This window comes from Trinickia dabaoshanensis (genome assembly GCF_002879885.1).
Lineage (GTDB): Bacteria > Pseudomonadota > Gammaproteobacteria > Burkholderiales > Burkholderiaceae > Trinickia > Trinickia dabaoshanensis.
The window spans coordinates 77,052-101,330 of sequence record NZ_PNYA01000012.1; the positions used below are offsets into that span (position 1 = coordinate 77,052).

The following is a 24,279-nucleotide window of genomic DNA, read 5'->3' on the forward strand; positions in this document are numbered from 1 at the left end:
GTTGCGCCGGGCATCCTCCGCAAAAATGGGATAATGCGCGTTCAACGCTTTCGCGCCGGGTCGACGCGCGAAGCGGCTCGAATAACCGGCCGGCGACGGCCTCAATCGCGAGACGGACGATGATTTACAGCATGACAGGCTACGCGAGCGCAACGCGCGAACTCGCGGCCGCGGGCGGTACCGGAGCCATGAGCGTGTCGGTCGAACTGCGTACCGTGAATTCGCGTTTCCTCGACCTGAACTTTCGTATGCCCGAAGAGGCGCGTACATGCGAGCCGACCCTGCGCGAAATGCTGATGACGAAGCTCTCGCGCGGCAAGGTCGACATCCGCGTGAACTTCCAACGCAGCGAGCAAACGGCCACGGCCGGCTCGCTGAACCGCGATGCGCTGGCACAGTTGGCCGTGCTCGAGCGCGCGGTCCTCGACGCATTCCCCGGCAGCGAGCGCATGCGCACGGGCGAAATCCTGCGCTGGCCCGGCGTGCTCGCCGAATCGAACGTGTCGGCCGATACGCTGCGCGACGCGGTGCTCGCGTGCGGCAAGCAAGCGATCGGCGAGCTCGTCGACGTGCGTGCGCGCGAGGGCGCGCAACTCGCGGCGATGCTGCTCGGCAACGTGACGGAGATGGAAGCGATCGTTGCGCGCATCACGCCGCTCGTGCCCGAGCTCATCACGAAACATCAGCAAAAGATCGTCGAGCGTCTGCAAGAAGCGCTCGGCCTCGCGGCACCCGATGCGGCGGCCACGATCGTCTCGCGCGAGGAGATCGCCGAGCGCATCCGCCAGGAAGTGACGATGTACGGCATTCGGATCGACATCGCCGAAGAGCTCTCGCGGCTCACCGCTCACTTGAACGAAACGCGTCATGTGATCGAGAAGGGCGGCAAGGTCGGCAAGCGCCTGGACTTCATGATGCAGGAGCTCAATCGCGAGGCGAACACGCTAGGCTCGAAAGCGGCCGCGAAGGAACTGGCCGACTCATCGATGACGCTGAAGCTGCTCATCGAGCAAATGCGCGAGCAAGTGCAGAATTTGGAGTAACGGTCACCATGACAGAGCCCACACACGAATCGAACGCGGCGCATTCGGCACCGCACAATCCTTACGCCGGCGCTTACCCCGGCAATCTGTTCATGGTCGTCGCGCCTTCGGGCGCGGGCAAGTCCACGCTCGTGAACGCATTGCTCGCTCGCGATCCGGCGATCCGTCTGTCGATTTCGTACACGACCCGCAAGCCGCGTCCGGGCGAACAAGACGGACAGCACTATCACTTCACCACCGTCGAGGATTTCCTCGAGCGCCATGGGCGCGGTGAGTTTCTCGAAAGCGCGGAAGTGCACGGCAACTACTACGCCACCTCGCGCTTGTGGATCGAGCAGCAGATGAAAAGCGGCCATGACGTGCTGCTCGAAATCGATTGGCAAGGCGCGCAGCAGGTGAAGAAGCGCTTTCGCAATGCGGTCGAGATTTTCATCTTGCCGCCCTCGCTCGCGGCGCTCGAAGAGCGCTTGAAAAAGCGCGGACAAGACGAGCCGAACGTCATCACGCGCCGGTTGCTCGCGGCCGGCAGCGAGATCGCGCACGCGGCGGAATCCGAGTACGTCATCATCAACGAGCACTTCGAGCGTGCACTAGCGGAGCTGCAATGCGTCGTCGATGCGACGCGTTTGCGCTTTGCCTCGCAATACGCGCGCCACACCCAGCTTTTCGTCGAGCTCGGCATCCATCTGCCGCACGCCGAGTAAAGGCGGATGCTTGCGCACATAAGGTAGAATGAGCAACATATTGAGAAGGAATTTCGAAACATGGCCCGCATTACCGTCGAAGACTGCCTGAAGCAAATCCCGAATCGTTTCGAGCTGGCGCTCGCCGCGACGTATCGCGCGCGTCAACTCGCGCAAGGCCACACGCCGAAGATCGAAAGCCGCGACAAGCCCACCGTGGTTGCGCTGCGAGAGATCGCGGCGGGCCAAGTCGGTCTCGAGATGCTGAAGAAGGTCCCCGTCTAAAGCGTCGGACGCGCTGGGCGCACCTCGCGCCCAGCGCTGTCTCGAGCCATGCAAGTCACCGCATAGCCCGCATAGCAATCGATACCGGAGGCGAAAATGAGCGCTACCCCATCGTCCGCCTCCGCTTCCAACGATGCCGTGCATCTCGAGCACGAGCATGACGTCGAAGCGCCGGGCCCCGCGCGCAAGTACATCGACGCGGTTCTAGAACAATCGTTTCGCCACCTGTTCGGGCCCACGGCCACGCCGGAGCAGCCCCGCAAGCACGACGTCGTTTCGATCGCGAAACTCACCTCGATGCTGGCCGGCTACCTCAGCGCCGAAGAGATCAAAGAGGTCAAGGCGGCGTTTCACTTCAGCGACGAAGCGCACCTCGGGCAATACCGCCAAAGCGGCGAACCCTATATCACCCATCCCGTAGCCGTCGCGGAAACGTGCGCCGGCTGGAAGCTCGACGCGCAGTCGATCATGGCCGCGCTGTTGCACGACGTCATGGAAGACCAGGGCGTCACGAAAACCGAGCTTGCGGAACGTTTCGGCCCGAAGGTGGCGGAACTCGTCGATGGTCTGTCCAAGCTCGACAAAATGGAGTTTCGCAATCGCGAGGAAGCGCAGGCGGAGAATTTCCGCAAGATGCTGCTCGCGATGGCGCGCGACGTTCGCGTCATCCTCGTCAAGCTCGCCGACCGTCTGCACAACATGCGCACGCTCGGCGCCGTGCCGCCGGAGAAGCGCCGGCGCGTAGCGCGTGAAACGCTCGACATTTACGCCCCGATCGCGCACCGCCTGGGTCTGAACAATACCTATCGCGAGCTGCAAGACCTCAGTTTCGCCAATTTCAACCCGCACCGGTACGCCACGCTCGAAAAAGCCGTGAAGGCGGCGCGCGGCAACCGGCGTGAAGTCGTCGGCAAAATTCTGGAATCGGTGCAGCGCGCGATCGCCGATGCGGCGATCGAGGCGGAGGTGACGGGCCGCGAGAAAACGATCTTCAGCATCTACAAAAAGATGCGCGACAAGCAGTTGTCGTTCTCTCAGGTGCTCGATGTCTACGGTTTTCGCGTCGTCGTCGGTAGCGCGCTCGAGTGTTATACGTGCATCGGCGTCTTGCATGCCTTGTACAAACCCGTCCCGGGCAAGTTCAAGGATTACATTGCGATTCCGAAGGTCAACGGCTACCAATCGCTGCACACGACGCTCGTCGGCCCGTTCGGCGCGCCGATCGAATTTCAGGTGCGCACACGCAAGATGCACGAGATCGCCGAGGCGGGCGTCGCGGCGCACTGGCTCTATAAAAACGGCGGCGCTGATCTGAACGACGTTCAAAAGCGCGCGCACCAGTGGCTCAAATCGCTGCTCGACATTCAGAGCGAGGCCGGCGATTCGAGCGAATTCCTCGAGCATGTGAAGATCGACCTGTTCCCCGATGCGGTCTACGTCTTCACGCCGAAGTCGAAGATCATGGCGCTTCCGCGCGGCTCGACGGCGCTCGACTTCGCTTATTCGATCCACAGCGACCTCGGCAATCAGTGCGTCGCCGTCAAGATCAACAACGAGTTGTTGCCGTTGCGAACCGAGCTCAAGAGCGGCGACATCGTCGAAGTCATCACCGCGCCGTATTCGAAGCCCAACCCGGCCTGGCTCGGCTTCGTCCGCACGGGCAAGGCGCGCTCTGCGATTCGGCACTACTTGAAGACGATGCGCTTGAACGAGTCCGTCCAATTGGGCGAACGCCTCGTCGATCAGAGCTTGAAGGGCTACGGGCTCTCGCTCGCCGAGATCGAGCCCGAAGTGTGGGACAAGCTCGTGCAATGGACCGGCAATAAGAATCGCCAAGAAATCTTTGCCGACATTGGCCTCGGCCGGCGTGTCGCGGCCGTCATGGCCAAACGTATCGAAGTGCTCGTCAACGGCCGCGATGCAGACGACGAACACGGCCGTGGCGAGCAGGCCGGCGCGGGTGGTCACCCGGCGCCGCATGCGCCGCCGGTCGTCATCACCGGGACGGAAGGCATGTCGGTGCAATTGTCCGCGTGCTGCCGCCCCATCCCGGGCGACGACATCATGGGCTACATCGGCATCGGGCTCGGCATGGCGATTCATACGACCGATTGCCGCGTTGCACAACGCATCCACCGGCGCGACCCGGGCCGTTGGATCGACGTTGCCTGGGCGCCGCAGCCCGGTCGCTTGTTCGACGTCGCGGTGAAGGTGCTCGTGTGCAACGTGAAGGGTGTCTTCGCGCGCGTCGCAGCCGATATCACGTCGGCCGATGCGAATATCGTCCACATCGCCATGGACGAGGACTTGTCACAGGAATCGACCGTATTGCGATTCGTGATCCAGGTCAGCGATCGCGTGCACTTGGCGAACGTCATGCGGCGCGTGAGAACGAATCCGGACGTCATGCGCATCGTGCGCGAGCGGCCGAGCGAGGACGGCCATCACCGTCACGACGGCGGTATGCGGATCGAGCGCGAACGGGGCGACTACTGACTGAGCAATCGCAGAGAAGCCCGCCGCCGACCGTGGCGGGCGCGATCTGCGCGGTGAACCCCATGAGCGGCGCGATGATTGCCGCGTGGTGGGAGCGGGGCGGTTATTCGGTTCTTCGCCAATAAGGCCGAGAAGCCGGGCACAAAAACAAAGGGCCTTCCGAATGGAAGGCCCTCTATAGATGGCGCGGCTGGCAGGATTCGAACCCACGACCCCTTGGTTCGTAGCCAAGTACTCTATCCAACTGAGCTACAGCCGCACGCTAAAACGTAAAACCGTACTTCGGTGAAACAAAAGAGCCTTCGGTGAAGAAGGCTCTTGAAAAGAGTGGCGCGGCTGGCAGGATTCGAACCCACGACCCCTTGGTTCGTAGCCAAGTACTCTATCCAACTGAGCTACAGCCGCACGCAGAAGCGAAATTATAGCAAAGTTCGGAGAAAAGGGAAGACATCGGGAGACGTTTCTTCAAACTTTCTTGCGACCGGCTCGATCGTGTACGCTTGAAGCTTGATAGCAGCAGCGATCCAGATATGAACAAGGCCTTTGTCAAAGAGTCGAGCGACGCCGACGACGACGATCTCGACATCGCCCAGCCGGAGATCCCGGCCGGCACCAAGAACTACATGACCCCGGCGGGACACAAGCGCATGCGCGACGAGTTGCTTCGTCTGATCGACGTAGAGCGGCCGGACGTCGTCAAGCTCGTTTCATGGGCGGCGTCGAACGGCGATCGTTCCGAGAACGGGGATTACATTTACGGGAAGCGCCGGTTGCGCGAGATCGACCGCCGGATTCGCTTTCTGACGAAGCGGCTCGACTTGGCCGAGGTGGTCGATGCCAGCAAGCAGGAGAACGTCGATCAGGTATTCTTCGGCGCGACGGTCGAGTATGCGACCGAGGATGGCGAAACGCATACGGTGACGATCGTTGGTGTCGACGAGGTCGATCTCGATTGTGGCCACGTCAGTTGGATCTCGCCGATCGCCCGCGCGTTGCTGAAAGCGCGCATCGGCGACACGGTCACGCTGCATACGCCTGCCGGGCCGGAGCAGATCGACATCCTCGACGTGAAATATCCGGCGGGCGCTTAAGACGCCGGTCGCTCGGCCCGTCGCATATGGCAATAGGCAATGGGCAATAGGCAATGGGCAATGGGCAATGGGCAATGGGCAATGGGCAATGGGCAATGGGCAATAAAAAAGGCGCCGGATCGCGGCGCCTTCGTCAAGCGCGGCGCGGCGAACCGCAGGCCGCGCCGGTTGCTTGGCTCAGAAGCGATGACGCAGACCGACCGTTGCGGCGATTTGCTTGTTGCTCGACGACGCATTCAGGCCGTTGATGTCCGCGGTGAACGGCAAGCCCTTGTTGATCGCAAGCTGATAGATGCCCTCGAGGTAGACATCCGTGCGTTTGGACAACGCGTAATCCGCTTGAAGATTGAACTGATTCCATTTTGGACTCACACCGCCAAGCGAGCCGTCGGTGTACGTATACGCGCCGGCCAGGCTGACCGCCGGTGTCAGCGCATAGCGCGCGTTGACTTCGAAGTTGTTGAAGCGAGCCGTGCCGCCGGGTAGGGCAAGGGCGGCGGCCGTGCCGGCGTTGGACGCGTTGATGCCGATCGCATCGTTCAGATGCGTTTGCGTAAAGACGAAGCCCGCCGTTGCCGGGCCGAACGTGTAGTTGAAGCCGGCGCCCCAGGTGCGCTGACGGCTTGCGGCGAAAGTGGCGTCGCCAGCCACGGAGCCGGGGGCCGTGGCCGCTTGATTCAGCGCGTTCAGATCGTTGTCGATCTGCAAGTAGGCCGCTGCGACGTTCAGGCCCATCCACGAATAAGACGCACCGACACTGACCGTGCGGTTATTCGATGCTTGACCCGCCGTATTCGAGAAGCCGTACAACGCTCCGATCTTGAAGCCGCCGTAATTGGCGCTCTGGAAGTGTACGGAATTATTGATGCGGAACGAATTGTCGAGGTTGTCGTTGTCGAACGGGTGCGCGAAGTAGGTCCCGCCATATTGCGTACCGGTGAGCGCCAGCGGCCCGAGGTATTGAACCACGTCGTCATACTGGCGGCCGAGGGTCACCGTACCGAACTGCTGGCTGCTCAAACCGACGAACGCTTGACGGCCGAACTCGCGGCCGTTTTGTTTGAGCGTGCCGTTGTTGATGCCGAAGCCGTTTTCCAAGGTAAAGATTGCCTTCAGCCCGCCACCCAGGTCTTCGGCGCCGCGCAAGCCCCAGCGGCTGCCGTTGACCGCCCCCGTGCTTTGCTGCCAGGCGTGCCCGCCGCCCTGATTATTCGTATACGTAATGCCGGCGTCGATGAGGCCGTACAGCGTCACGCTGCTTTGAGCGTGCGCCATCGTGGCGAACGCGCCCGTCAGGGCGCCCACTAGAAGCGTCTTTTTCATCTTTCACTCCAGTATCAGGATGGTGGCTGGGTGCTCGCTCGAGGCGCCGGCAACCCGTGCGCAAGGCGATGCGTGGAACCAGGGCAGCACGTCCGTTTTTCCGAACTGGGTTGAGTGTAAATACCGCGTTCTTTCCGCTCGTATTCCGAAAATCGAAATAAAGTTTTGACGATTTAGAAATGCGAAAGGGATGCCGCTCAAAGCCTTGTCGGATAAGGCTTGCGGCGATTTAAAAAGGGTTCGAAGCGAATATTGACAGCGGCTGACGTTGTGTTTACGAGACGCTGTTTTCCATTGCGAATTGGAAAAGCGTCTTCGCCGAAATGGATTATTGTCAGTTTGGAAAAAGAGGTTTGCGTGGCGCGTGGGTGAACGGCACGGGCCGCGCGGCTATACTGCCGGTTCTGCTTGCCCAAGCAGACTTTTCATCAGGAAAAGACGTCTCCAAACCTTTGTCAGCGCGGCTTTCGAGCCGCGTCTTTTTTTCCCTCAGCCGCGCAGGCGGCGGCGCCCGCGTTGCTTGTCTTCGGCGCCTCCGTAACTGTTCGCTTCAGTCGCATCGTCCTCGCGCGGTAGCGCCCAATCTTCCATGACGTAGTGGCGCGCGTCCATGGGCGATGCCAACAGGTTCTGCCAGTGGTCCCCGTGCCAGAACGGATCGAACTCGAGTACCGAGGGTGCCGCGCCATTCGTCCGACCAGTCGAAGCCACACCGGAGCGGGGCATTCGGAACAGCCAGGAGACGAAGCGCTTGAAGGGATGTGCATGCATGGCCGTCTCCAACCAAAAACGTCATTTTCATCATCCGGCGACGGCGCGAAGCCGGCAACCCGGAAAAATACTTACCGCCGAAATATCTTGTTGCACCTAGCGAAGATTTTTCCTGTTGGATGAATCTTTATGTGCCCGCTACAAGTAATAGTGACTTGGTTGGCGAGATTTTCTACTACATTGCGCATACCACTGAGTCGCCCTCAGCATTTAATGAAAAATTTCTTGACGGCGGATCGACGGAACATTTATAAAAGCAGCGCCGGAATGACCCAGTGAACGGCGCCACGGGAGAGAGACCGAGGTGTCGTTCTTCCGAGGCTGGGGCTTTCAGGCGGAGGGCGCTGCCCGTCTATTAAAATTTCGAGGGAATCAGTACTATGGAAACCGGTGTCGTAAAATGGTTCAACGATGCTAAAGGCTTTGGCTTCATCACCACGGACAAGGGCAACGAGGACGTGTTCGCGCATTTCTCCGAGATTCAAGCTGAAGGCTTCAAGTCGCTAAAAGAAAATCAACGCGTTCAGTTTGATGTGAAGACCGGCCCGAAGGGCAAGCAAGCGGCGAACATTCGCCCGCTGTAATTCGTTTGTCCCGGCAAGCCGCGCCCAGCCGCCTCCGCGGCGGCTCCTGGCGCGGCATGCTTTCTTACAAGGGCGCTCGGGTGGTGCATACTTCGTCAATCGAAGCACCCGAGCGCCCTTATTCATGTCAGATTCATTCTTGCCGATCCCGTTGATCGACACCCCCATCGCTTTCGTCGATCTCGAAACCACGGGCGGTTCGGTGGCGGAGCATCGCATTACCGAAATCGGCGTCGTACAGGTAGGCCCGGCCGGCGTTTCCCGCTGGAGCACGCTGGTCAATCCCGGACAACCGATTCCCGCGTTTATTCAGTCATTGACGGGCATCACCGACGATATGGTGCGCGATGCGCCAACGTTCGCCTCGCTTTCCGCCGAACTCTTCGAGCGGCTCGACGGCAGCTTGTTCATCGCGCACAACGCCAGCTTCGACCGCGGCTTTCTGCGCGGGGAGTTTCAGCGGGTCGGTTTGACGTTCAATCCCGATGTGCTCTGCACCGTCAAGCTATCGCGCGCCTTGTGGCCGCACGAGAAGCGCCATGGGCTGGATGCGCTGATCGAGCGCCACGCGCTCGAGCCGCTCGCGCGCCATCGTGCCTTAGCCGACGCGGATCTGTTGTGGCAATTCTGGCAGCGGTTGCGTGACGCCTGGGCCCCCGATGTTTTGCGTGCGCAGATCGACCGCACGGTGCGCCGTTATCGCATCGCGGGCGACATCACCGAGGATGTGATCGACTCGGCGCCCGCCGGCCATGGGGTCTACGTCTTCTTCGATGCGGCGGATGCGCCGCTCTATGTGGGGCGCAGCGTGCGCGTGCGCCAGCGCGTGCGCTCGCATTTGACGGGAGAGCGGCGTTCGGCGCGCGAGCAGCGGATTGCCGAGCAGGTGCGTCGGGTGCAATGGCGCGCTACCGGCGGCGAATTGGGTGCATTGCTCACGGAAGCCAAATGGATCGCCACGCTGCGCCCCGTCCACAATCGTCAGCCGCGGGTGGGCCGGGGCGAGGCGCTGGGGGCACCTTGGCCGTTCGAAGCGGCGATCGTATTCGAGGAGTGCGAACAGGACTGCGCTGGCGAGCGCGCCTTTCATGTCGTTGACCGGTGGTGCTATCTCGGTGCGGCCTCGACGCTCGATGCCGCTCGCGCACTCGCGGCCGCCCACGGTGAACCCGTGTTCGAGTCGTCGACTTTTCGAATCTTGCAGACGCACCTTGCGCGCGGACTGCGTGTCTTGCCGTTGGCGCCGGTAACGGTGGATGCCGAAGCGGGAGTGGTGAGCCCGAGCGCCTAGGGCTCGAAAAGGACTTAACCTTCGCCGGCTACGCCGCCTGTCGCGCACACGTGCGACAAAGCGGTGCTCAACGCGCCGGCGTCGATCGCGCCGTAGCGCGTCAACGTCTTCCAATTGCGCACGCTGCGCGCGAGGCGAGCGGGGCAATCCTCAGTCTCGCGCCACGGTTGAATGCGCGCCAGGGCAGGGATCAGCGCCTGCGTGAGGCGATCCAATTGCGGCCGGGTGCTTGCGGCTAGGTCGGGAACGGCGCCGGAGGGCGGTGCCGACGCCCGCCAACGCGCGAACAGCGCCGTTTGCACCTGCTTGCTTGCGTCGATCTGGTCTTGGAAGAATGTGCGAGCGAAAGCGGGGGCTACGTTGGCCGCCTGGGCGCGCCGCTCCACGTCAGCGAGCAAAGCCGCTTCGCGCGGGGTGTCCGTGATCGGGCGATGGTTCGCCCATTTCCATTGTGCGACCGGCACCGCGAGCGCGAGACGTTCGGAGACGAGCGCGACGAGGTTCGTCATCGCCGTCTCGTCGCCGTCCGCGCGCGCGCCGGCACACGCCAGCGATAGGGCAAGCGAAAGGGCAGCCGCCGACAGCGCCTTTCGGCGCGAGCGAGCCGTCATTCGGTGCGGGCTCCGAAGCCCGCCATCGTCATTTCTGCTCGCACGACTTACGCTGTTCGTCGAAGAAGGCTCGCACGTGCTCAGGCAGTTCGGCTGCAAGAAACTCGACACCGACCGGCTCTTGATCCGGAGTGGCCACTTTGTCTGGGGGCGGGATTTTGGTGGGCTTGGATTGCATGATTGATCTCCTGGCACGTGACGATTATCCGACGCGCTTCCTGGGAAGTGCCAGCGCCGAATCTTTTTTTAACGCTTTGTTGCATTAACGGCACAGCCCCGCGCTCTTTGAAGAGAGGCGCTCGATTCTTTGATAAAGATCAATCGGCGCGGCCATACCGTATCAACTCGCGTCTCGTGAAAGCTTGTGGCGCTTTTCGCCGAGCGTCCGTGTTCAGGCGCACGAGATTCACGGTGTTTATTGCATCGCGCGCCGCGGGTTTCCCCGCAATCGTTCAATCGGAATCGGACAGCAACTCAATACCGTCGAGTCGAGCCGCGCACGTATCGCGCACGATCGAGACGAAGTCGTCGAAATACGGCCGGGTCGCGAACGCTTGCGTCGCGAGCGCATAGAGCTCGCTCCATAAGCCCTGCGCGCCGACTCGCTTGCCCAACACGTAATCGTGCTCGATATAGCTTTTCACGCCCCAGTTCGGCAGCGCGGCGACTCCGCGCCGGCTCGCTACGAGCTGCATGATGGCGATGGTCAGTTCCGCCGTGCGGCGTTCGAGCTTGACGCCGGCGGGCTCCAGCACCTCGCGGATCAGATCGATGCGGGCCTCCGGAACCGGATAGGTGATCAGGGTTTCTCCTGCAAGATCCTCCGCACCGACGCGGCGTTTGTTGCGCAGCCGGTGCTCGTTGGCCATCACGATGAGGATCTCGAAGCGAAAGAGCGGAGCGATCCGCAGCGCGCGCCTAGCCGCCGGCTTGGACCCGATCACGATATCGGCCTTGCCGTCGTCGAGCAGGCGGAGTGGGTCCGCATGGAAGCCGGCGACGAGATCGACTTCGACTTCGGGCCACCGGCGACGGAATTCGTCCATCACCGGCATGAGCCAATCGAAGCATGTATGACATTCGAGCACGATTCGAAGCTCGCCCGTCATATCGCCCTTCAGACGAAGTAAATCGCGCTCGGCCGCCGCGAGCGCCGACAGCGTTTCGCGAGCGAGCGTGAGCAGACGCTCGCCCGCCGACGTAAAGCGCAGCCCCTGTTTCGTGCGTTCGAACAAGGAAAGGTCGTAGTGCGCCTCGATATCGCGAATCTGATGGGAGAGCGCCGATTGGCTCAAATGCACGCGCTCGGCGGCGGCCACGAGCTTGCCGGATTCGGCGATGGCGATCAGGGAACGTAAGTGGCGAATCTCAAGCATGGAAGCCGGCGCGCGGTGAGGAGGTATGAATGAAATTCATGTGTTGATGAAAACTTGTCGCTTGATGAATGATAGCGCGTCTCCGAGACTGGCAGCCATTCGAACCAGGAGATGGCTATGACGTCCACACATATCCTCGGCTTTCCGCGCATCGGCGCGCAGCGCGAGTTGAAGTTCGCCCAGGAAGCGTTCTGGCGCGGCGAAGCCGACGAAGCGTACCTGCGCGGTGTCGCGGCGACGCTGCGCGCGTGCCACTGGCAACTGCAGCGACAGGCGGGGGTGGCGTTCGTCGCGGTCGGCGATTTCGCCTATTACGATCAGATGCTCGGCATGAGCGCATTGCTGGGCGCGTTGCCGCGGCGTTTCGGCTTCGATCCGTCGAAGCTCGCGCTAGGCGAGTACTACGAGCTTGCCCGCGGCAACGCCGCCCAGCCGGCCATGGAAATGACGAAGTGGTTCGATACGAACTACCACTACCTGGTGCCGGAACTGGCGCCCGACACGACCTTCGACGGCGGGGTCGATTGGTTCTTCGACGAGGTGGACGAGGCGCTCGCGCTCGGCTTGAACGTCAAACCCGTGCTAATCGGCCCGGTCACCTATTTGCGGTTGGCCAAATCATATGCCGCGGGTTTTGATCGCCTGGCGTTGCTCCCCAAGCTCGTGGAGCGGTATGCGCGCATTCTCGATGCGTTGAAGGCGCGCGGCGTTCAATGGGTTCAGTTGGACGAACCCGTGCTGTGTCTAGAGCTGGAGCGGGAATGGCTCGATGCTTTGACCGCCGCGTACGAAGCGCTCGGCGCATGCGGCGTGAACGTGCTGCTCGCCACCTACTTCGAGACCTCTGCCGAGCATGCGGCCCGTGTGGCGGCGTTGCCGATTCGGGGCGTCCATATCGATCTCGCTCGGGCGCCGGCGCAACTCGCCGCATGGTGCGAGGCTCTGCCCGAAACGATGGTCCTCTCGGCGGGCGTCGTCGATGGCCGTAACGTGTGGCGTGCCGATCTGCGCGCGATCGTGCGGTCGTTGCAGCCGGTGAGCGCCGCCCTGGGCGAGCGGCTATGGATCGCGCCGTCGTGCTCGCTGCAACATGTGCCGGTGTCGCTCTCGGGCGAGCGCAAGCTCGACGGGGAGTTGAAGTCGTGGCTCGCCTTCGCCACGGAAAAACTCGAAGAGATCGGGACGATCGCATTGGCGCTCGACGATCCGCGAGCGGCGGAGCCCGCGTTGGCCGAAGCCGATGCCGCGCTTGCGTCGCGCCGCACTTCGGGCGCCGTCGTCAATGCGCTCGTGCAAAAGCGCGTAGCGGCGGTGACCGACGCGATGGCCAGTCGCAAGCGGCCCTTCGAGCAGCGTAGCCGCTTGCAGCGCGAAGCGTTGAAGTTGCCGGTGTTGCCGACCACGACGATCGGTTCATTCCCCCAAACCCCGGCCATCCGGCATGCGCGCGCCGCCTATAAACGGGGCGAACTGAAAGCGCTCGATTATCTCGAACGGATGCGCGCGGAGATCGAATTGGCGATACGCCGGCAGGAGGCGCTCGACCTCGACGTGCTCGTGCATGGAGAAGCGGAGCGCAACGATATGGTCGAGTACTTCGGCGAACAGCTATGGGGTTACGCATTCACGGAAAACGGTTGGGTGCAAAGCTACGGGTCGCGTTGCGTGAAGCCCCCGATCATTTATGGCGACGTCTATCGTCCCGAACCGATGACCGTCGAGACCGCCAAGTACGCGCAATCGCTGACGCGGCGCCCCGTCAAAGGCATGTTGACCGGCCCCGTGACGATGCTGCAGTGGTCGTTCGTGCGCGACGACCAGCCGCGTGCCGCGACGGCGTTGCAGTTGGCGCTCGCGGTCCGCGACGAAGTCGTCGATCTCGAGAAGGCCGGTATTCGTATCGTGCAGATCGACGAGCCGGCCTTCCGGGAAGGCCTGCCGCTTCGAGAAAGCGACTGGCCGGCTTACCTTGAATGGGCGGCTCGCGCGTTTCGAATCTCGTCGGCCGCGGTGTCCGACGAGACGCAGATCCATACGCATATGTGCTATTCGGAGTTCAACGATATCTTGCCGGCAATCGCCGCGATGGATGCCGACGTCATCACCATCGAGACTTCGCGTTCGGCGATGGAGTTGCTCGACGGCTTCGGCGCGTTCGCGTATCCGAACGAGATCGGGCCGGGCGTGTACGACATCCATTCGCCGCGCGTGCCGAGCGTGGACGCGATCGAACGGCTCTTGGAGCGTGCTTGCGAGGTGATTCCGCTGGAACGGTTGTGGGTCAACCCCGATTGCGGGCTGAAGACGCGCGATTGGCCGGAAACCGAGGCCGCGCTGTCGAACATGGTGCGCGCGGCGAAGCGATTGCGCTCGCGCGTGGCCGTGCCTGCTTGAAGCGGGCACGGCGCACGGTGCACGGCGCGTTAGGCCTTGGGGGCGGGGACGTGGACCGGGCGGTCGTATTCGGCGTTCTTGCTGCGAACGTCGACGTGTCCGTGGATGCGCGCTTGATGGCCGTCTTCGAACATGTAGTATGGGAACGGACGCGCCGGTTCGGAAACGCGATCGAGGCGAGCGGTCAGCGCCGGGTCGAGCTCGAACGTGAGTGAGGCCAGCGAGTCGCGCAGCTGCTCGGGCTTGGTGGCGCCGACGATGATGCTCGACACGCCCCGCTTGTGATGCAGCCAATTGAGCGCAACCTGGGCCATCGGCCGGTCCGCCTCGCGCGCGACGGCTTCGAGTTCGGCGACGATCCGGAAATTGCGCTCCGTCAGCTTGTCGAACCCGGGCGGCGGCTTCGCGCCGGGGTTTTGAGCGAGCACGGTGTCGAGCCGGCCGCCGCCCGCGGAGCCTCCCTGCGAGGGTTTGTATTTGCCCGAAAGCACGCCCATCCCGAGCGGACTCCAGGGCACCAGCCCCATGCCGAGTTCGGTCGCCAGGTCGGCAAACTCCAGTTCGGCGTTGCGTTCGATCATCGAATATTCGAGCTGCATCGCGGCGACCGGCTCGAAGCCACGCCACTGCGCCAGCGTCTGCGCACGCGCCGCGAACCAGGCGGGCGTATCGGATAGCCCGACGTAGCGGATCTTGCCGGCGCGCACGGCGTCGTCCATCGCGCGCATGACCTCGTCCACCGGCGTCATGCGATCCCACGTGTGCAGGTAGTACAGGTCGATATAGTCGGTGTTCAACCGCTTGAGCGAGCCCTCGAGCGCGCGCAGCAGATTCTTGCGGTGGTTGCCGCCTGCATTCGGGTTGCCGGCTTGAGCGTTGTAGCTGTACTTGGTCGCGATGACGAGGCGGTCGCGCAAGCCGCGCGCGGCAACGAACTTACCGACGTAGCGTTCGCTCGTGCCTTCCGTGTAAAGGTCGGCCGTATCGATGAAATTGCCGCCTTCGTCCACGTACAAATCGAACAAGCGTTGTGCCGTTGCTTCGTCGGCACCCCAGCCCCATTCGTCGCCGAACGTCATCGTACCTAGGGATATCGGCGAAACGCGCAATCCCGAACGGCCCAGCAGCGTGTAGCGATTCATCGTCATGTCAGTACTCCTTGCGTCGTGAGAAGTGTCGATGGACGTATCGTGCGCTTATTTATCTTGTGGAAAAATAGCGGTTCGCTGCATGCATTGTGAAGTGCGGCTAAATAATTTCATGCGGGAGACGGTGTATGGACTCGGCGCAACTTCCGGCGCTCGTCGCCTTTGCGAACGTCGCTCGCCATGGGAGTTTCTCTCGCGCGGCGGCGGAGGCGGGCGTGTCGGCTTCGGCGTTGTCGCAATCGATTCGCGCGCTCGAAGCGCAATTGAATGTGCGCCTTTTCAATCGCACGACACGCCGCGTTGCGTTGACCGAGGCGGGCGCGCAGTTTCTCGAGCGCGTTCGGCCCGCGCTCTCGATGCTCGAGGCAGCGTACGAGGCGCTCGACGAAACGCGCGGCGAGCCGACGGGCATGTTGCGCATCAACCTTCCTCGTGTCGCGAGCGACTTGCTCGTGATGCCGCATCTCGCGGAATTCGCTCGGCGCTTTCCGCGCGTGGCGGTGGAATTGGCTTTGGACGAAGGGCTGACCGATCTGGTGGGCGAGGGCTTCGACGCCGGCATTCGGCTGGGCGAGCGGCTCGCGCGCGATATGGTGGCCGTGCCGCTATCGGGACCGTTGCGTATCGCCGTGGCGGGCTCGCCCGCGTACTTCGAGCGCTATCCGAAGCCTGTGACGCCCGACGATCTCAACAAGCACGATTGTCTGCGCTATCGTTTTTCGACGAGTCGCGGAATTTATCGTTGGGAATTCGCCGAGCCCGGCACCGGGCGGTCGCGGCGTACGTTCGACGTGCAAACGAGCGGGTCTTTCGTGACGAACGATTTGCGCACGATGGTTCATGCGGCGGAGCAGGGCGTTGGGCTGCTGCACGTCATCGAGGATTTCGTTCGTCCGCAATTGGCCGATGGGCGGCTCGTGCGTGTGCTCGACGATTGGGCGCTGACGTTCGATGGGTTCTCGCTCTATATGCCGAGCCGTACGCAGATGCCTTTGAAGTTGCGCGTGTTCGTCGATTTTCTGAAGGAGAAGTGTGGAGCGGGGCGGTGAAGTGGTCGGCGGCGGACGGTCGGCCGATGGCTTGTCTCAATATGGCGGTGCAGAGCAGGCCCCCTCGGCCCCAAGCTCCACGGGCTCCGCACGCCACGTGTTCGTCGATTTGTCGTATGGGTTACCGTGGCGCCGTATGTTGGCGCGATGACGGCGAATGGCCAATAGCGCTATTGCGCGCTTTATCTCAAATTCCACTGTGCCGACCTTCGAGATAGGCGAATAAAAAAGCCCCACCGTGGTGGGGCTTTCAACAACTGGGGGCTTGAGCCGTTTGGAATAAACAATCTGCGATTGTCGCCTCCAGCTGGGTCGCGCCCCACTAGACTGTAGACCAACACTTCTGCTGATCGAACCGGCATCGTAAATCGCATGCTCAATCTTGTCAATTCAACGCAGCAGCTCTCATTTGCGCGCTTGTACGAGTTCTTCTCGGAGCAAAAACACTGGTACCGGTCGCTTTGGGGGATCGGTACGGTGCTGGCCATGGACGAACTGGTCGAAGCATGCACGGTCATGAAGCAAGGGCATCTCAGCGAGGGATCTGTCAAACGCATCGCGTCTTCATTGCTTAAACGGGTTGGCTCGCATCCAGCCTTTGCAATTGCCGAAAAGCATTTACTCGCGGAGCAGGTGCGGCAGGTTCCACGAGCCGAAGGGGTGGCCCATTTCATTATCCGCGAGCTATGCCAGCGCGTGTCTTCGGATTACTTGAGCCGGTGGGCGGCCGCCGTCGCGGGCGGAAACTTTCGGCCCGAGCATTTTGCCCGTCACGTCGGCGCTCATTTGTTGGACGCTGGATTCTCCCCCCAATTCTTGCACGACTGGATCGCGAGTCGACGTGACGCGCCTGAGACGATCACGTTGGCGGAACTCTGTGAAGAACTCCAGGGCGTGGTTCAGTCGAACCCGCCGCGCCCGTTCGACGTGCTGATCGCTGTCAAAAGCATGCCTCGATTGAACGGCGCTTCCCGCACGCCATGGTTAAAGGCGGCGGCGGTTACTGAATGGTTGAGACAGAATCGTTTCGATACTGCTGGTGTCCGCGCGGCGGCGGCGATGATCGTCACTGTCACCGCTAGGGATGATGTCGGCGCGGCAAGCGCCGCGCGCAACGAGTCCGATCGATATTCGGCCCGAGCGCTTCTTGCCACTGGCAAGCCGCTGGACCTCCTTCCCAGCGTCTGGGTGCGCGGAAGCTCGAGGGAATTCCCCGCGAAAACCAATTCGCGCGGCGTCGCAGTGAGCGAGCTATTCCGGGGCGATCGTATCTTCGCCAGCGGCGTCAGCCAGAACGTTGATGCCGCTCTAGAGCTACTGGCGCACCTAGAAGACAGTTCTCCACCTGCGGCGATTGCGGGAGGTTGGGGGGCGATCGAGGGCTTGCTTGCGGATCCTAGCGACCGAGCTTCGGCGGCGGATAATTTGGCCACCCTGGTCACTTGCTCGTTCCCGCGCGCCGAACTCACCGCACTGTCTCGGCGTGCGGAGCGCATCTTCCCCTCGCAGTGCGCAGAACTTCTTGGCGTCGAGACAAACCGCGAACGGTCGCGAGTATTGGCCAGGATGATCCTTGAAAATCGCGTGCCTGCAATGCCCTCCGTAGCGGATCAAGCAGCTGTGGCGCGGATGAGAAAGTTGCTGCTGAACCCACATCCGGAGTTGCAGACGATCAAAGACCTGGTGGCAGAATCGTTTCACCGTCTGTACAGGCAGCGCAACCTCATCCTTCATGGCGGTCGGTTGGATAGCGTTGCGTTGCACGCAAGCCTGCGCACGGTAGCCAAGCTCGCTGGAGCAGGTATGGACCGGATTACTCACGGCCACTATGAGCAGGGGCTGAGACCGCTGGAACTGGTGGCAAAGGCGAACCTGGCTCTTGCGGTAATTGATAGAGCCTCGCCCCTTGAGTGCGTCGATTTGCTCGAGGTCGCGTGAGTCTCTTCTTGCGCTCGGGCACTGCGTGACTGCCGCCGTCGCACTGTCGGCCGATTGGGGAGAAAAACAAAAAGCCCAGTCACGAGGACTGGGCTTTTCGCTTGAATCTTTGTGGTGCCGGAAAGAGGAATCGAACCCCCGACCTTCGCATTACGAATGCGCTGCTCTACCGTCTGAGCTATTCCGGCATCAACATCAGAGAAACGCGATTATAGCGGCACTTTTTCGAGGTGCGCAAGCCCCTCGACTCATTTTTTTTCTTCGTGGTGATAGCGCGTCACACGATCGACCTCGTTCTTCGAACCGAGGAACACCGCCACGCGCTCGTGCAAGCTCTTCGGCTGGATATCGAGAATCCGCTCGACACCGTTCGTGGCCGCGCCGCCCGCCTGCTCGACGATGAACGCCATAGGGTTCGCTTCGTACATCAGACGCAGCTTGCCCGGCTTGTCGGGCGTGCGCTTGTCGGCCGGATACATGAAGATGCCGCCACGATTCAAGATGCGATGCACGTCCGCGACCATCGACGCGATCCAGCGCGTGTTGAAGTCGACCCCGCGCTCGCCTGTCTTCCCCGCGAGCAACTCGCCCACGTAACGCTGCACAGGCTCGTACCAGTGACGCGCGTTCGACCCGTTGATCGCGTATTCGCGCGTGTCCGCGGGAATCTGAAGGTTGTTATGCGTGAGCACCCACGAACCGAGTTCGCGATCGAGCGTGAAGCAGTTCACGCCATTACCCGTCGTCAACACGAGCACCGTCTGCGGACCGTACACGGCATAGCCGGCCGCCACTTGCTGCCGCCCCGGCTGCAGGAACGACTCCTCGGTGGCTTCCTGTCCGTCCGGGCAGCGCAGCACCGAAAAGATCGTGCCGATCGATACGTTCACGTCGATGTTCGAGGAGCCGTCGAGCGGATCGAACACGAGCAGGTATTCGCCGCGCGGATAGTTCGACGGAATCGGAAACAGCGTCTCCATTTCCTCCGATGCCATCGCCGCGAGATTGCCGCCCCACTCGTTGGCGTCGAGCAAGATTTCGTTCGAGAGAACGTCGAGCTTCTTTTGCACTTCGCCCTGGACGTTCTCGGTGCCCGCCGTGCCGAGCGCCTCGCCGAGCGCGCCCTTGCTCACGTGGTAGCTGATGAGCTTGCACGCGCGCGCGACGACTTCGATCAGCAGGCGCAAATCGGCCGGCAGATCGTTCGTCTCTCGCTGCTGCTCGATCAAGAATTTGGTCAGGGTAGTGCGACGTTGCAAGGACATTGCGGTGCTCCGAAAGCCATGGGAATCCGACGATTTTACCCGCCGGCCGTGGCGAAGCTTCGCGTTTTTGTAAGCGTCCGTACGATCGGGGCCCCTTAGCCGCCTCCGTGCACAAACGCACAACGGCGCCTGAGCGCCGTTGTGTGGGTTCGCCGCGGCCCCGCGTTCGCTAGAGCGCGGGGCCGTGTGTCGTCGATAGATCAGATCGGCTAGGCCAACGCTTTTTCGACGATCTCGCGCACGTCGCGCGATTTGACCTGCGTTGCCACCCGCTCGAGCGCTTCACGCATGCGTTCGCGCAGCGCGGGCGTGTAGCGGCGCCACATCTCGAGCGAGCGTGTAAGCCGAGCGGCCACTTGCGGGTTCAGCGCATCGAGCGCCACGACTTGCTCGGCCCAGAACGCGTAGCCCGAACCGTCGGCCGCGTGGAACTGCGCGGGGTTCGCCGCGCAGAAGCTGAAGATCAGCGAACGCGCCCGGTTCGGGTTGCGCAGCGAAAACGCCGGGTGCGCCATCAGCGTACGCACGATCTCGATCACGGGGCGTCCGGCGCTGCCGCGCTGCGTGGCTTGCAGCGCGAACCACTTGTCGATGACAAGGGGCTCCTGCTCGAAACGGCGATAGAAATCGTCGAGCGCACCCTGCGCCACACCGGCGCCGGCCGCGGCGGACGCCGCCAACAGCACGGCCAGCGCGGCCGCGCGATCGGTCATGTTGTTGGCGTGCTCGTATTGCGCGTTCGCCAGGCGGACCGCGTCGGCCGGATCGTCGAGTTCGGCCAGGTAAGCGAGCGCGAGGTTCTTCAGCGCGCGATGTCCGGCGGCCTGCGGCGTCGGCTCGTATGCGCCGGGCGTCGCATGGCGCTCATAGATCGCGAGCCATTCGTTCTTGAGCGCTCTCGCCAGTCGTTTGCGCGCGAACTGGCGGGCGGCGTGGACGGCCGCCGGATCGGCTTCGGCCATTTGTTCCGCCAAATACGCTTCCGACGGGAGCACCAACGCCAGTTCGCGGAATGCCGGCGAGAGCGTTTCGTCGGTCAGTACGCGGCTGAAGGCGGCGACAGTCGAGTCGTCGAACGTAAGCGGCTCGCCGGCTTGCGCCCGCGCGGCCAACGCGAGCAACTCGCGTGTGGCGAGCCGCTGTCCCGCTTCCCAGCGGTTGAACGGATCGCTATCGTGCGCCAGCAGGAACGCCAGCTCGTCGTTCGTATAGTCGTACTCGACGATGACGGGCGCCGAGAAGTTGCGCAGCAGCGAGGGCAGCGGCGGCTCTTTGACGTCGACAAACGTAAAGGTCTGTTCCTGCTCGGTCAACTCGATCACGCGCGTCGTGCCGTTCGCGGCCGCCTCGCCTTCGAGGCGCAGCGGGATATCGCGGCCGGCGCGGTCGATGAGCCCAATCGCGAACGGGATCAAGAGCGGCCCCTTTTGCGTTTCTCGCGCGGCCGGCGCGGCCTCGCCATAGCCTTGGGAAAGCGTCACGCTATAGCGCTGGCTCGCGGCGTCGTACGCGGTGCGCACCGACACGCGCGGCGTGCCGGCTTGGCTGTACCAGCGCTCGAATTGCGCCAAGTCGCGTCCGTTCGCATCGGCCATCGCGTTGCGGAAATCGTCGCACGTGACCGCTTGTCCGTCGTGACGCTTGAAATACAGGTCCATGCCCCGCCGAAAACCGTCGCGGCCGAACAGCGTTTGATACATCCGCACGACTTCCGCGCCTTTCTCGTAGACGGTCAGCGTGTAGAAGTTGTTGATTTCGACATAGCTTTCGGGGCGCACGGGGTGCGCCATCGGGCCGGCGTCCTCGGCGAATTGCATCTGGCGCAACACGCGCACGTCGTCGATGCGCTTGACCGCGCGCGCCGCTTCGTCCGTCGCGCCGCCTTGCATATCGGCCGAAAACTCTTGATCGCGAAATACCGTCAGCCCTTCCTTCAGGCTCAATTGGAACCAATCGCGGCAGGTGACGCGATTGCCGGTCCAGTTATGGAAGTACTCGTGGCCGACCACGGCCTCGATGTTGCCGAAGTCGGTATCGGTGGCCGTCTCTTGATTGGCGAGGACATACTTCGTGTTGAAGATGTTCAGGCCTTTGTTTTCCATCGCGCCCATATTGAAGTCGCTCACGGCGACGATCATGAAGCGGTCCAGATCGAGTTCGAGCCCAAAGCGTTCCTCGTCCCAGCGAATGGAGTTGATGAGCGAATCCATCGCGTGGCGCGTCTTGTCCAAGTCGTGCGGCTCGACCCACACTTGCAGCAGTTTTTCCTTGCCGGAGCCGGTGCGGATGCGTTCCTCGAGCGCGACGAGCTTGCCCGCAACGAGCGCGAACAAGTAGCTGGGCTTCTTGAACGGGTCTTCCCATTTCGCGAAGTGGCGTCCATCGGGGAGGTCGCCTTGCTCGATGAGATTACCGTTGGACAGCAACACCGGATACGCCGTCTTATCGGCGCGCAGCGTCACCGTAAAGGTGGTCATCACGTCCGGGCGATCGAGGAAGTAGGTGATGCGGCGGAATCCTTCGGCTTCGCACTGTGTGAAGAAGTTGCCGCTCGACACGTATAAACCGGATAACGTCGTGTTGGCGCCCGGATTGCACGCGCTCTCGATCGTGAGGGTGAAGGCATCGGGTACGTCCTCGATCGTCAAGCCATGTTCGTGTGCGCGCACGGCGCTTGCGGGCAATGTCTTGCCGTCGATCGCCGCGCTGACGAATTCGAGCGCTTCGCCCATGAGTTCGAGGCGCGCCGCCGCGGCGTCGGGGTTGCGGCGCAGGCGCATCGTGTTCGTGACGATCGTGCGTTCGGGCACGAGGTCGAATTCGAGCGAGACGGAATCGATCAAGAAGGCGGGCGCTGCGTAGTCGGCCCGGCGGATCACAGCGGGATTGACGGTATCGGACATGGCGGATGGATGAGAGAAACCGGTTTCGGCTCGCGTGCCCGGGTAGGGCGTCGCGCGAGGGTAGTCGTCCATTGTACAAAGGCGCGCGGATCTATGCCGAAACGATGGCGCGCTTTGGAGGCGCGGCTCGGTCGGCGGTATCATCGGCCATGCGCGCGATCGAGCGCGGGGGTTGACGAGATACGAGGATAAGAATATGAAGTGGCAGCGAATTTGGCGAGCCGCCGTGCCGGCGCTCGCGGCGGCGACCGTATTGCTATCGGGCTGTACGACCTATGTGTCGAGCCAAGTCACGGCCTTCTCCAATTGGAGCGGCAGCGATGCGACGCGCACCTACGCGTTCGCCCGGACGAGCGAGCAGCAAAACAGTATCGAGCAGGCTACCTACGAACAACTCGTCGCGAACGAATTGGAGCCGTATGCATTTCGGCAAGTGCCGAGCGCGCAAGCCCACTATCTCGTCGGTCTGACTTATTCGATCCATGGCGATACGCTCACGGTGACTCAGCCGGTGTTTTACGGAAATCCGTGGGGCGGTCCGTTCTGGCGGCCTATGGGGCCGTGGGGTCCGTTCGGACCGTTCCCGCCCGATTACGTGACGCAAACCTATCCGGTATTCACGCATGCGCTAGCGATTCGCATCACCGAGCGGGCATCGGGCAAGGAGGTGTACAACGTGACGGCGCGCAATACCGACGAAGAATCGTCGCTCGTGCGCGCGATGCCGTATCTCGTACGCAGCGCGCTTGCCGACTTCCCGCTCGCGAACGGCACGGTGCGCACCGTGCGCGTGCGCTACGACAAGCATGCCGCCGTGCTCACGAACGAAGTGCCGGTTGCGCAGCCCGCCGCCGGCGCGCCGGCGGGGGCTTTGGCGACGCCCAAGTAAGGCGGGTATTTAATGCGGGTATTGCGCGGCATCGACGGAGGTCGATGCCGCGATGCCGCAATCTCGCCGATCCGCTCTGCTTAAGCGCCGGCGCGCAGGAACGCCAACGCGCCGAGGACGACGAACAAAACGGCGGCGACGGCATGGACGGCTTTGGTCGGCAGCTTGTGCGCGAAGCGCTCGCCGAGCAAGATGGCCGGCACGTTCGCGAGCATCATGCCGAGTGTGGTCCCGGCCACGACCCCGAAAAAGTCATGAAAGCGAGCGGCCAGCGCGACCGTGGCGATTTGCGTCTTATCGCCCATCTCCGCCAGGAAGAACGTGACGATGGTCGTGCCGAACACGCCGAGGTGACTGCGTCCCACCTCGGTTTCTTTCGGGTCGAGCTTATCGGGCACGAGCACCCACAACCCCATGACGACGAACGAAACGCCCAGCGCCCAGCGCATGATGCCCGGTGTGACGAGTGCGCCGAGCCAAGCGCCGATGGCGCCCGCGCAGGCGTGATTGACGAGCGTCGCCGCGAGCACGCCGAGCATGATCGGCACGGGCTTGCGATAGCGCGCGGCGAGCACGAGCGACAACAGTTGAGTCTTATCGCCGATTTCGGCAAGCGCGACGGCTCCCGTCGAGACTAGAAAGGCTTGTTCCACGTGATGATCTTCCTCGGGCCGAGATGTGAGCGAGCGACGATCCATCGCGCGGCCGGGCCCTGAAAGCGGCAGCGCGAGGATCATCGGTCTCGCCAGGCCCCAAGGCTGCGCCCGCCATGGTCCGCATGGAACCAAGTATGTTGACGGACGCCCCCGCGAATCATGCGCGCTGCCAAAACGGATCCCAGGGTGGGATCGTGTGCGGCGATCGATGCTCGATGGCCGCGCAGGCAGGCGATGCGGCGGGGCGGCTACTCCCCAATGAGGGGCGGATTCTAGCACAACCCGGCCGAGATGGAAGCGGGGGCGATACGAGGATGCGCTCGGTCTTGGACGAGGCGGAGCGCGTCGCGGGTCCGCGCCGGACCTAAGTGCCTGCTGAACGTCGCAAGAATGCGACGTCTAGGTTTAGCGCTGTTTTTGGTACGCAATTTTCAGTAATATCACGCACGGCGGTTTCCGGGACGTCTGAAATAGAAATGAAAA

General features: G+C 62.4%; 20 protein-coding genes, 3 tRNA genes and 1 riboswitch. Of the genes, 11 read left to right on the plus strand and 12 right to left on the minus strand.

What is annotated here, in order from left to right; genetic code table 11:
* Window positions 1-119 precede the first annotated feature (119 nt).
* The 4 genes from C0Z18_RS14745 (at window position 120) to C0Z18_RS14760 (ending at window position 4,507) form a co-directional block, all read left to right on the plus strand.
* Window positions 120-1,043: a YicC/YloC family endoribonuclease gene (locus tag C0Z18_RS14745; RefSeq protein ID WP_102646161.1), complete on the plus strand. Its 924-nt coding sequence runs from the start codon at window positions 120-122 to the stop codon at window positions 1,041-1,043.
* Between the two features lie 8 nt (window positions 1,044-1,051).
* Entirely contained in the window at window positions 1,052-1,747 is a 696-nt protein-coding gene (gmk, locus tag C0Z18_RS14750; protein WP_102646162.1) for a guanylate kinase, read from the plus strand.
* A 60-nt stretch (window positions 1,748-1,807) separates the two neighbouring features.
* The gene (gene rpoZ, locus C0Z18_RS14755) at window positions 1,808-2,011 is read left to right on the plus strand and encodes a DNA-directed RNA polymerase subunit omega (protein ID WP_006400783.1); all 204 of its coding nucleotides are present in this window, start codon (window positions 1,808-1,810) and stop codon (window positions 2,009-2,011) included.
* Between the two features lie 96 nt (window positions 2,012-2,107).
* Window positions 2,108-4,507 (plus strand): RelA/SpoT family protein, encoded by a 2,400-nt coding sequence (locus tag C0Z18_RS14760; protein WP_102646163.1) that lies wholly within the window; start codon window positions 2,108-2,110, stop codon window positions 4,505-4,507.
* A gap of 182 nt (window positions 4,508-4,689) precedes the next feature.
* On the opposite strand, the gene C0Z18_RS14765 is transcribed toward C0Z18_RS14760, so the two are convergent.
* Together C0Z18_RS14765 and C0Z18_RS14770 are read right to left on the minus strand one after the other, a co-directional pair.
* A tRNA-Arg gene (locus C0Z18_RS14765) sits at window positions 4,690-4,766 on the minus strand.
* Window positions 4,767-4,835: 69 nt separating this feature from the next.
* Window positions 4,836-4,912 (minus strand) — tRNA-Arg (locus C0Z18_RS14770).
* Between the two features lie 125 nt (window positions 4,913-5,037).
* On the opposite strand from C0Z18_RS14770, the gene greB reads away from it, so the two are divergent.
* Complete coding sequence (greB, locus tag C0Z18_RS14775; RefSeq protein WP_102646164.1) at window positions 5,038-5,598, plus strand: transcription elongation factor GreB; 561 nt, start codon at window positions 5,038-5,040, stop codon at window positions 5,596-5,598.
* A gap of 177 nt (window positions 5,599-5,775) precedes the next feature.
* Here the strand turns inward: greB and C0Z18_RS14780 are convergent, their stop codons facing one another.
* Both C0Z18_RS14780 and C0Z18_RS14785 read right to left on the minus strand, forming a co-directional pair.
* Complete coding sequence (locus tag C0Z18_RS14780) at window positions 5,776-6,921, minus strand: porin (protein ID WP_102646165.1); 1,146 nt, start codon at window positions 6,919-6,921, stop codon at window positions 5,776-5,778.
* A gap of 489 nt (window positions 6,922-7,410) precedes the next feature.
* Entirely contained in the window at window positions 7,411-7,692 is a 282-nt protein-coding gene (locus C0Z18_RS14785; RefSeq protein WP_146014013.1) for a hypothetical protein, read from the minus strand.
* A gap of 380 nt (window positions 7,693-8,072) precedes the next feature.
* Here C0Z18_RS14785 and C0Z18_RS14790 point away from each other — a divergent pair, with 380 nt between their 5' ends.
* On the plus strand, window positions 8,073-8,276 hold the full coding sequence (locus C0Z18_RS14790; RefSeq protein WP_102646167.1) for a cold-shock protein: 204 nt from the start codon (window positions 8,073-8,075) through the stop codon (window positions 8,274-8,276).
* Between the two features lie 124 nt (window positions 8,277-8,400).
* On the plus strand, window positions 8,401-9,567 hold the full coding sequence (locus tag C0Z18_RS14795) for an exonuclease domain-containing protein (RefSeq protein ID WP_102646168.1): 1,167 nt from the start codon (window positions 8,401-8,403) through the stop codon (window positions 9,565-9,567).
* Between the two features lie 14 nt (window positions 9,568-9,581).
* Here the strand turns inward: C0Z18_RS14795 and C0Z18_RS14800 are convergent, their stop codons facing one another.
* From C0Z18_RS14800 to C0Z18_RS14805, 3 genes are all read right to left on the minus strand, one after another.
* The gene (locus C0Z18_RS14800) at window positions 9,582-10,178 is read right to left on the minus strand and encodes a chorismate mutase (RefSeq protein WP_102646169.1); all 597 of its coding nucleotides are present in this window, start codon (window positions 10,176-10,178) and stop codon (window positions 9,582-9,584) included.
* A gap of 28 nt (window positions 10,179-10,206) precedes the next feature.
* Complete coding sequence (locus C0Z18_RS33190; protein ID WP_199189454.1) at window positions 10,207-10,356, minus strand: hypothetical protein; 150 nt, start codon at window positions 10,354-10,356, stop codon at window positions 10,207-10,209.
* A 274-nt stretch (window positions 10,357-10,630) separates the two neighbouring features.
* Complete coding sequence (locus tag C0Z18_RS14805; protein WP_102646170.1) at window positions 10,631-11,554, minus strand: LysR family transcriptional regulator; 924 nt, start codon at window positions 11,552-11,554, stop codon at window positions 10,631-10,633.
* 117 nt (window positions 11,555-11,671) lie between these two features.
* Here C0Z18_RS14805 and metE point away from each other — a divergent pair, with 117 nt between their 5' ends.
* Window positions 11,672-13,948 carry a 5-methyltetrahydropteroyltriglutamate--homocysteine S-methyltransferase gene (gene metE, locus C0Z18_RS14810; RefSeq protein ID WP_102646171.1) on the plus strand — a complete coding sequence of 759 codons (2,277 nt, stop codon included), beginning with the start codon at window positions 11,672-11,674 and terminating at the stop codon, window positions 13,946-13,948.
* Between the two features lie 29 nt (window positions 13,949-13,977).
* On the opposite strand, the gene C0Z18_RS14815 is transcribed toward metE, so the two are convergent.
* The gene (locus C0Z18_RS14815; RefSeq protein WP_102646172.1) at window positions 13,978-15,096 is read right to left on the minus strand and encodes an aldo/keto reductase; all 1,119 of its coding nucleotides are present in this window, start codon (window positions 15,094-15,096) and stop codon (window positions 13,978-13,980) included.
* 128 nt (window positions 15,097-15,224) lie between these two features.
* Between C0Z18_RS14815 and C0Z18_RS14820 the strand changes: the two genes are divergently transcribed.
* Entirely contained in the window at window positions 15,225-16,145 is a 921-nt protein-coding gene (locus C0Z18_RS14820) for a LysR family transcriptional regulator (protein ID WP_102646173.1), read from the plus strand.
* Window positions 16,146-16,517: 372 nt separating this feature from the next.
* Window positions 16,518-18,083 carry an integrase gene (locus tag C0Z18_RS14825; RefSeq protein ID WP_102646174.1) on the plus strand — a complete coding sequence of 522 codons (1,566 nt, stop codon included), beginning with the start codon at window positions 16,518-16,520 and terminating at the stop codon, window positions 18,081-18,083.
* A 112-nt stretch (window positions 18,084-18,195) separates the two neighbouring features.
* Here the strand turns inward: C0Z18_RS14825 and C0Z18_RS14830 are convergent.
* The 3 genes from C0Z18_RS14830 to pepN all read right to left on the minus strand — a co-directional run bounded on the left by C0Z18_RS14830 (window position 18,196) and on the right by pepN (window position 22,251).
* Window positions 18,196-18,271: transfer RNA gene (locus tag C0Z18_RS14830), tRNA-Thr, on the minus strand.
* A gap of 60 nt (window positions 18,272-18,331) precedes the next feature.
* Window positions 18,332-19,348: a class 1 fructose-bisphosphatase gene (locus tag C0Z18_RS14835; RefSeq protein ID WP_102646175.1), complete on the minus strand. Its 1,017-nt coding sequence runs from the start codon at window positions 19,346-19,348 to the stop codon at window positions 18,332-18,334.
* Window positions 19,349-19,557: 209 nt separating this feature from the next.
* Complete coding sequence (pepN, locus tag C0Z18_RS14840; protein ID WP_102646262.1) at window positions 19,558-22,251, minus strand: aminopeptidase N; 2,694 nt, start codon at window positions 22,249-22,251, stop codon at window positions 19,558-19,560.
* A 196-nt stretch (window positions 22,252-22,447) separates the two neighbouring features.
* On the opposite strand from pepN, the gene C0Z18_RS14845 reads away from it, so the two are divergent.
* Window positions 22,448-23,140 (plus strand): DUF4136 domain-containing protein, encoded by a 693-nt coding sequence (locus C0Z18_RS14845; RefSeq protein ID WP_102646176.1) that lies wholly within the window; start codon window positions 22,448-22,450, stop codon window positions 23,138-23,140.
* Window positions 23,141-23,220: 80 nt separating this feature from the next.
* Here C0Z18_RS14845 and C0Z18_RS14850 read toward each other — a convergent pair whose 3' ends face one another.
* Window positions 23,221-23,793 carry a TMEM165/GDT1 family protein gene (locus C0Z18_RS14850; protein WP_199189455.1) on the minus strand — a complete coding sequence of 191 codons (573 nt, stop codon included), beginning with the start codon at window positions 23,791-23,793 and terminating at the stop codon, window positions 23,221-23,223.
* Between the two features lie 55 nt (window positions 23,794-23,848).
* A riboswitch (yybP-ykoY riboswitch) is annotated at window positions 23,849-24,065 on the minus strand.
* Window positions 24,066-24,279 lie beyond the last annotated feature (214 nt).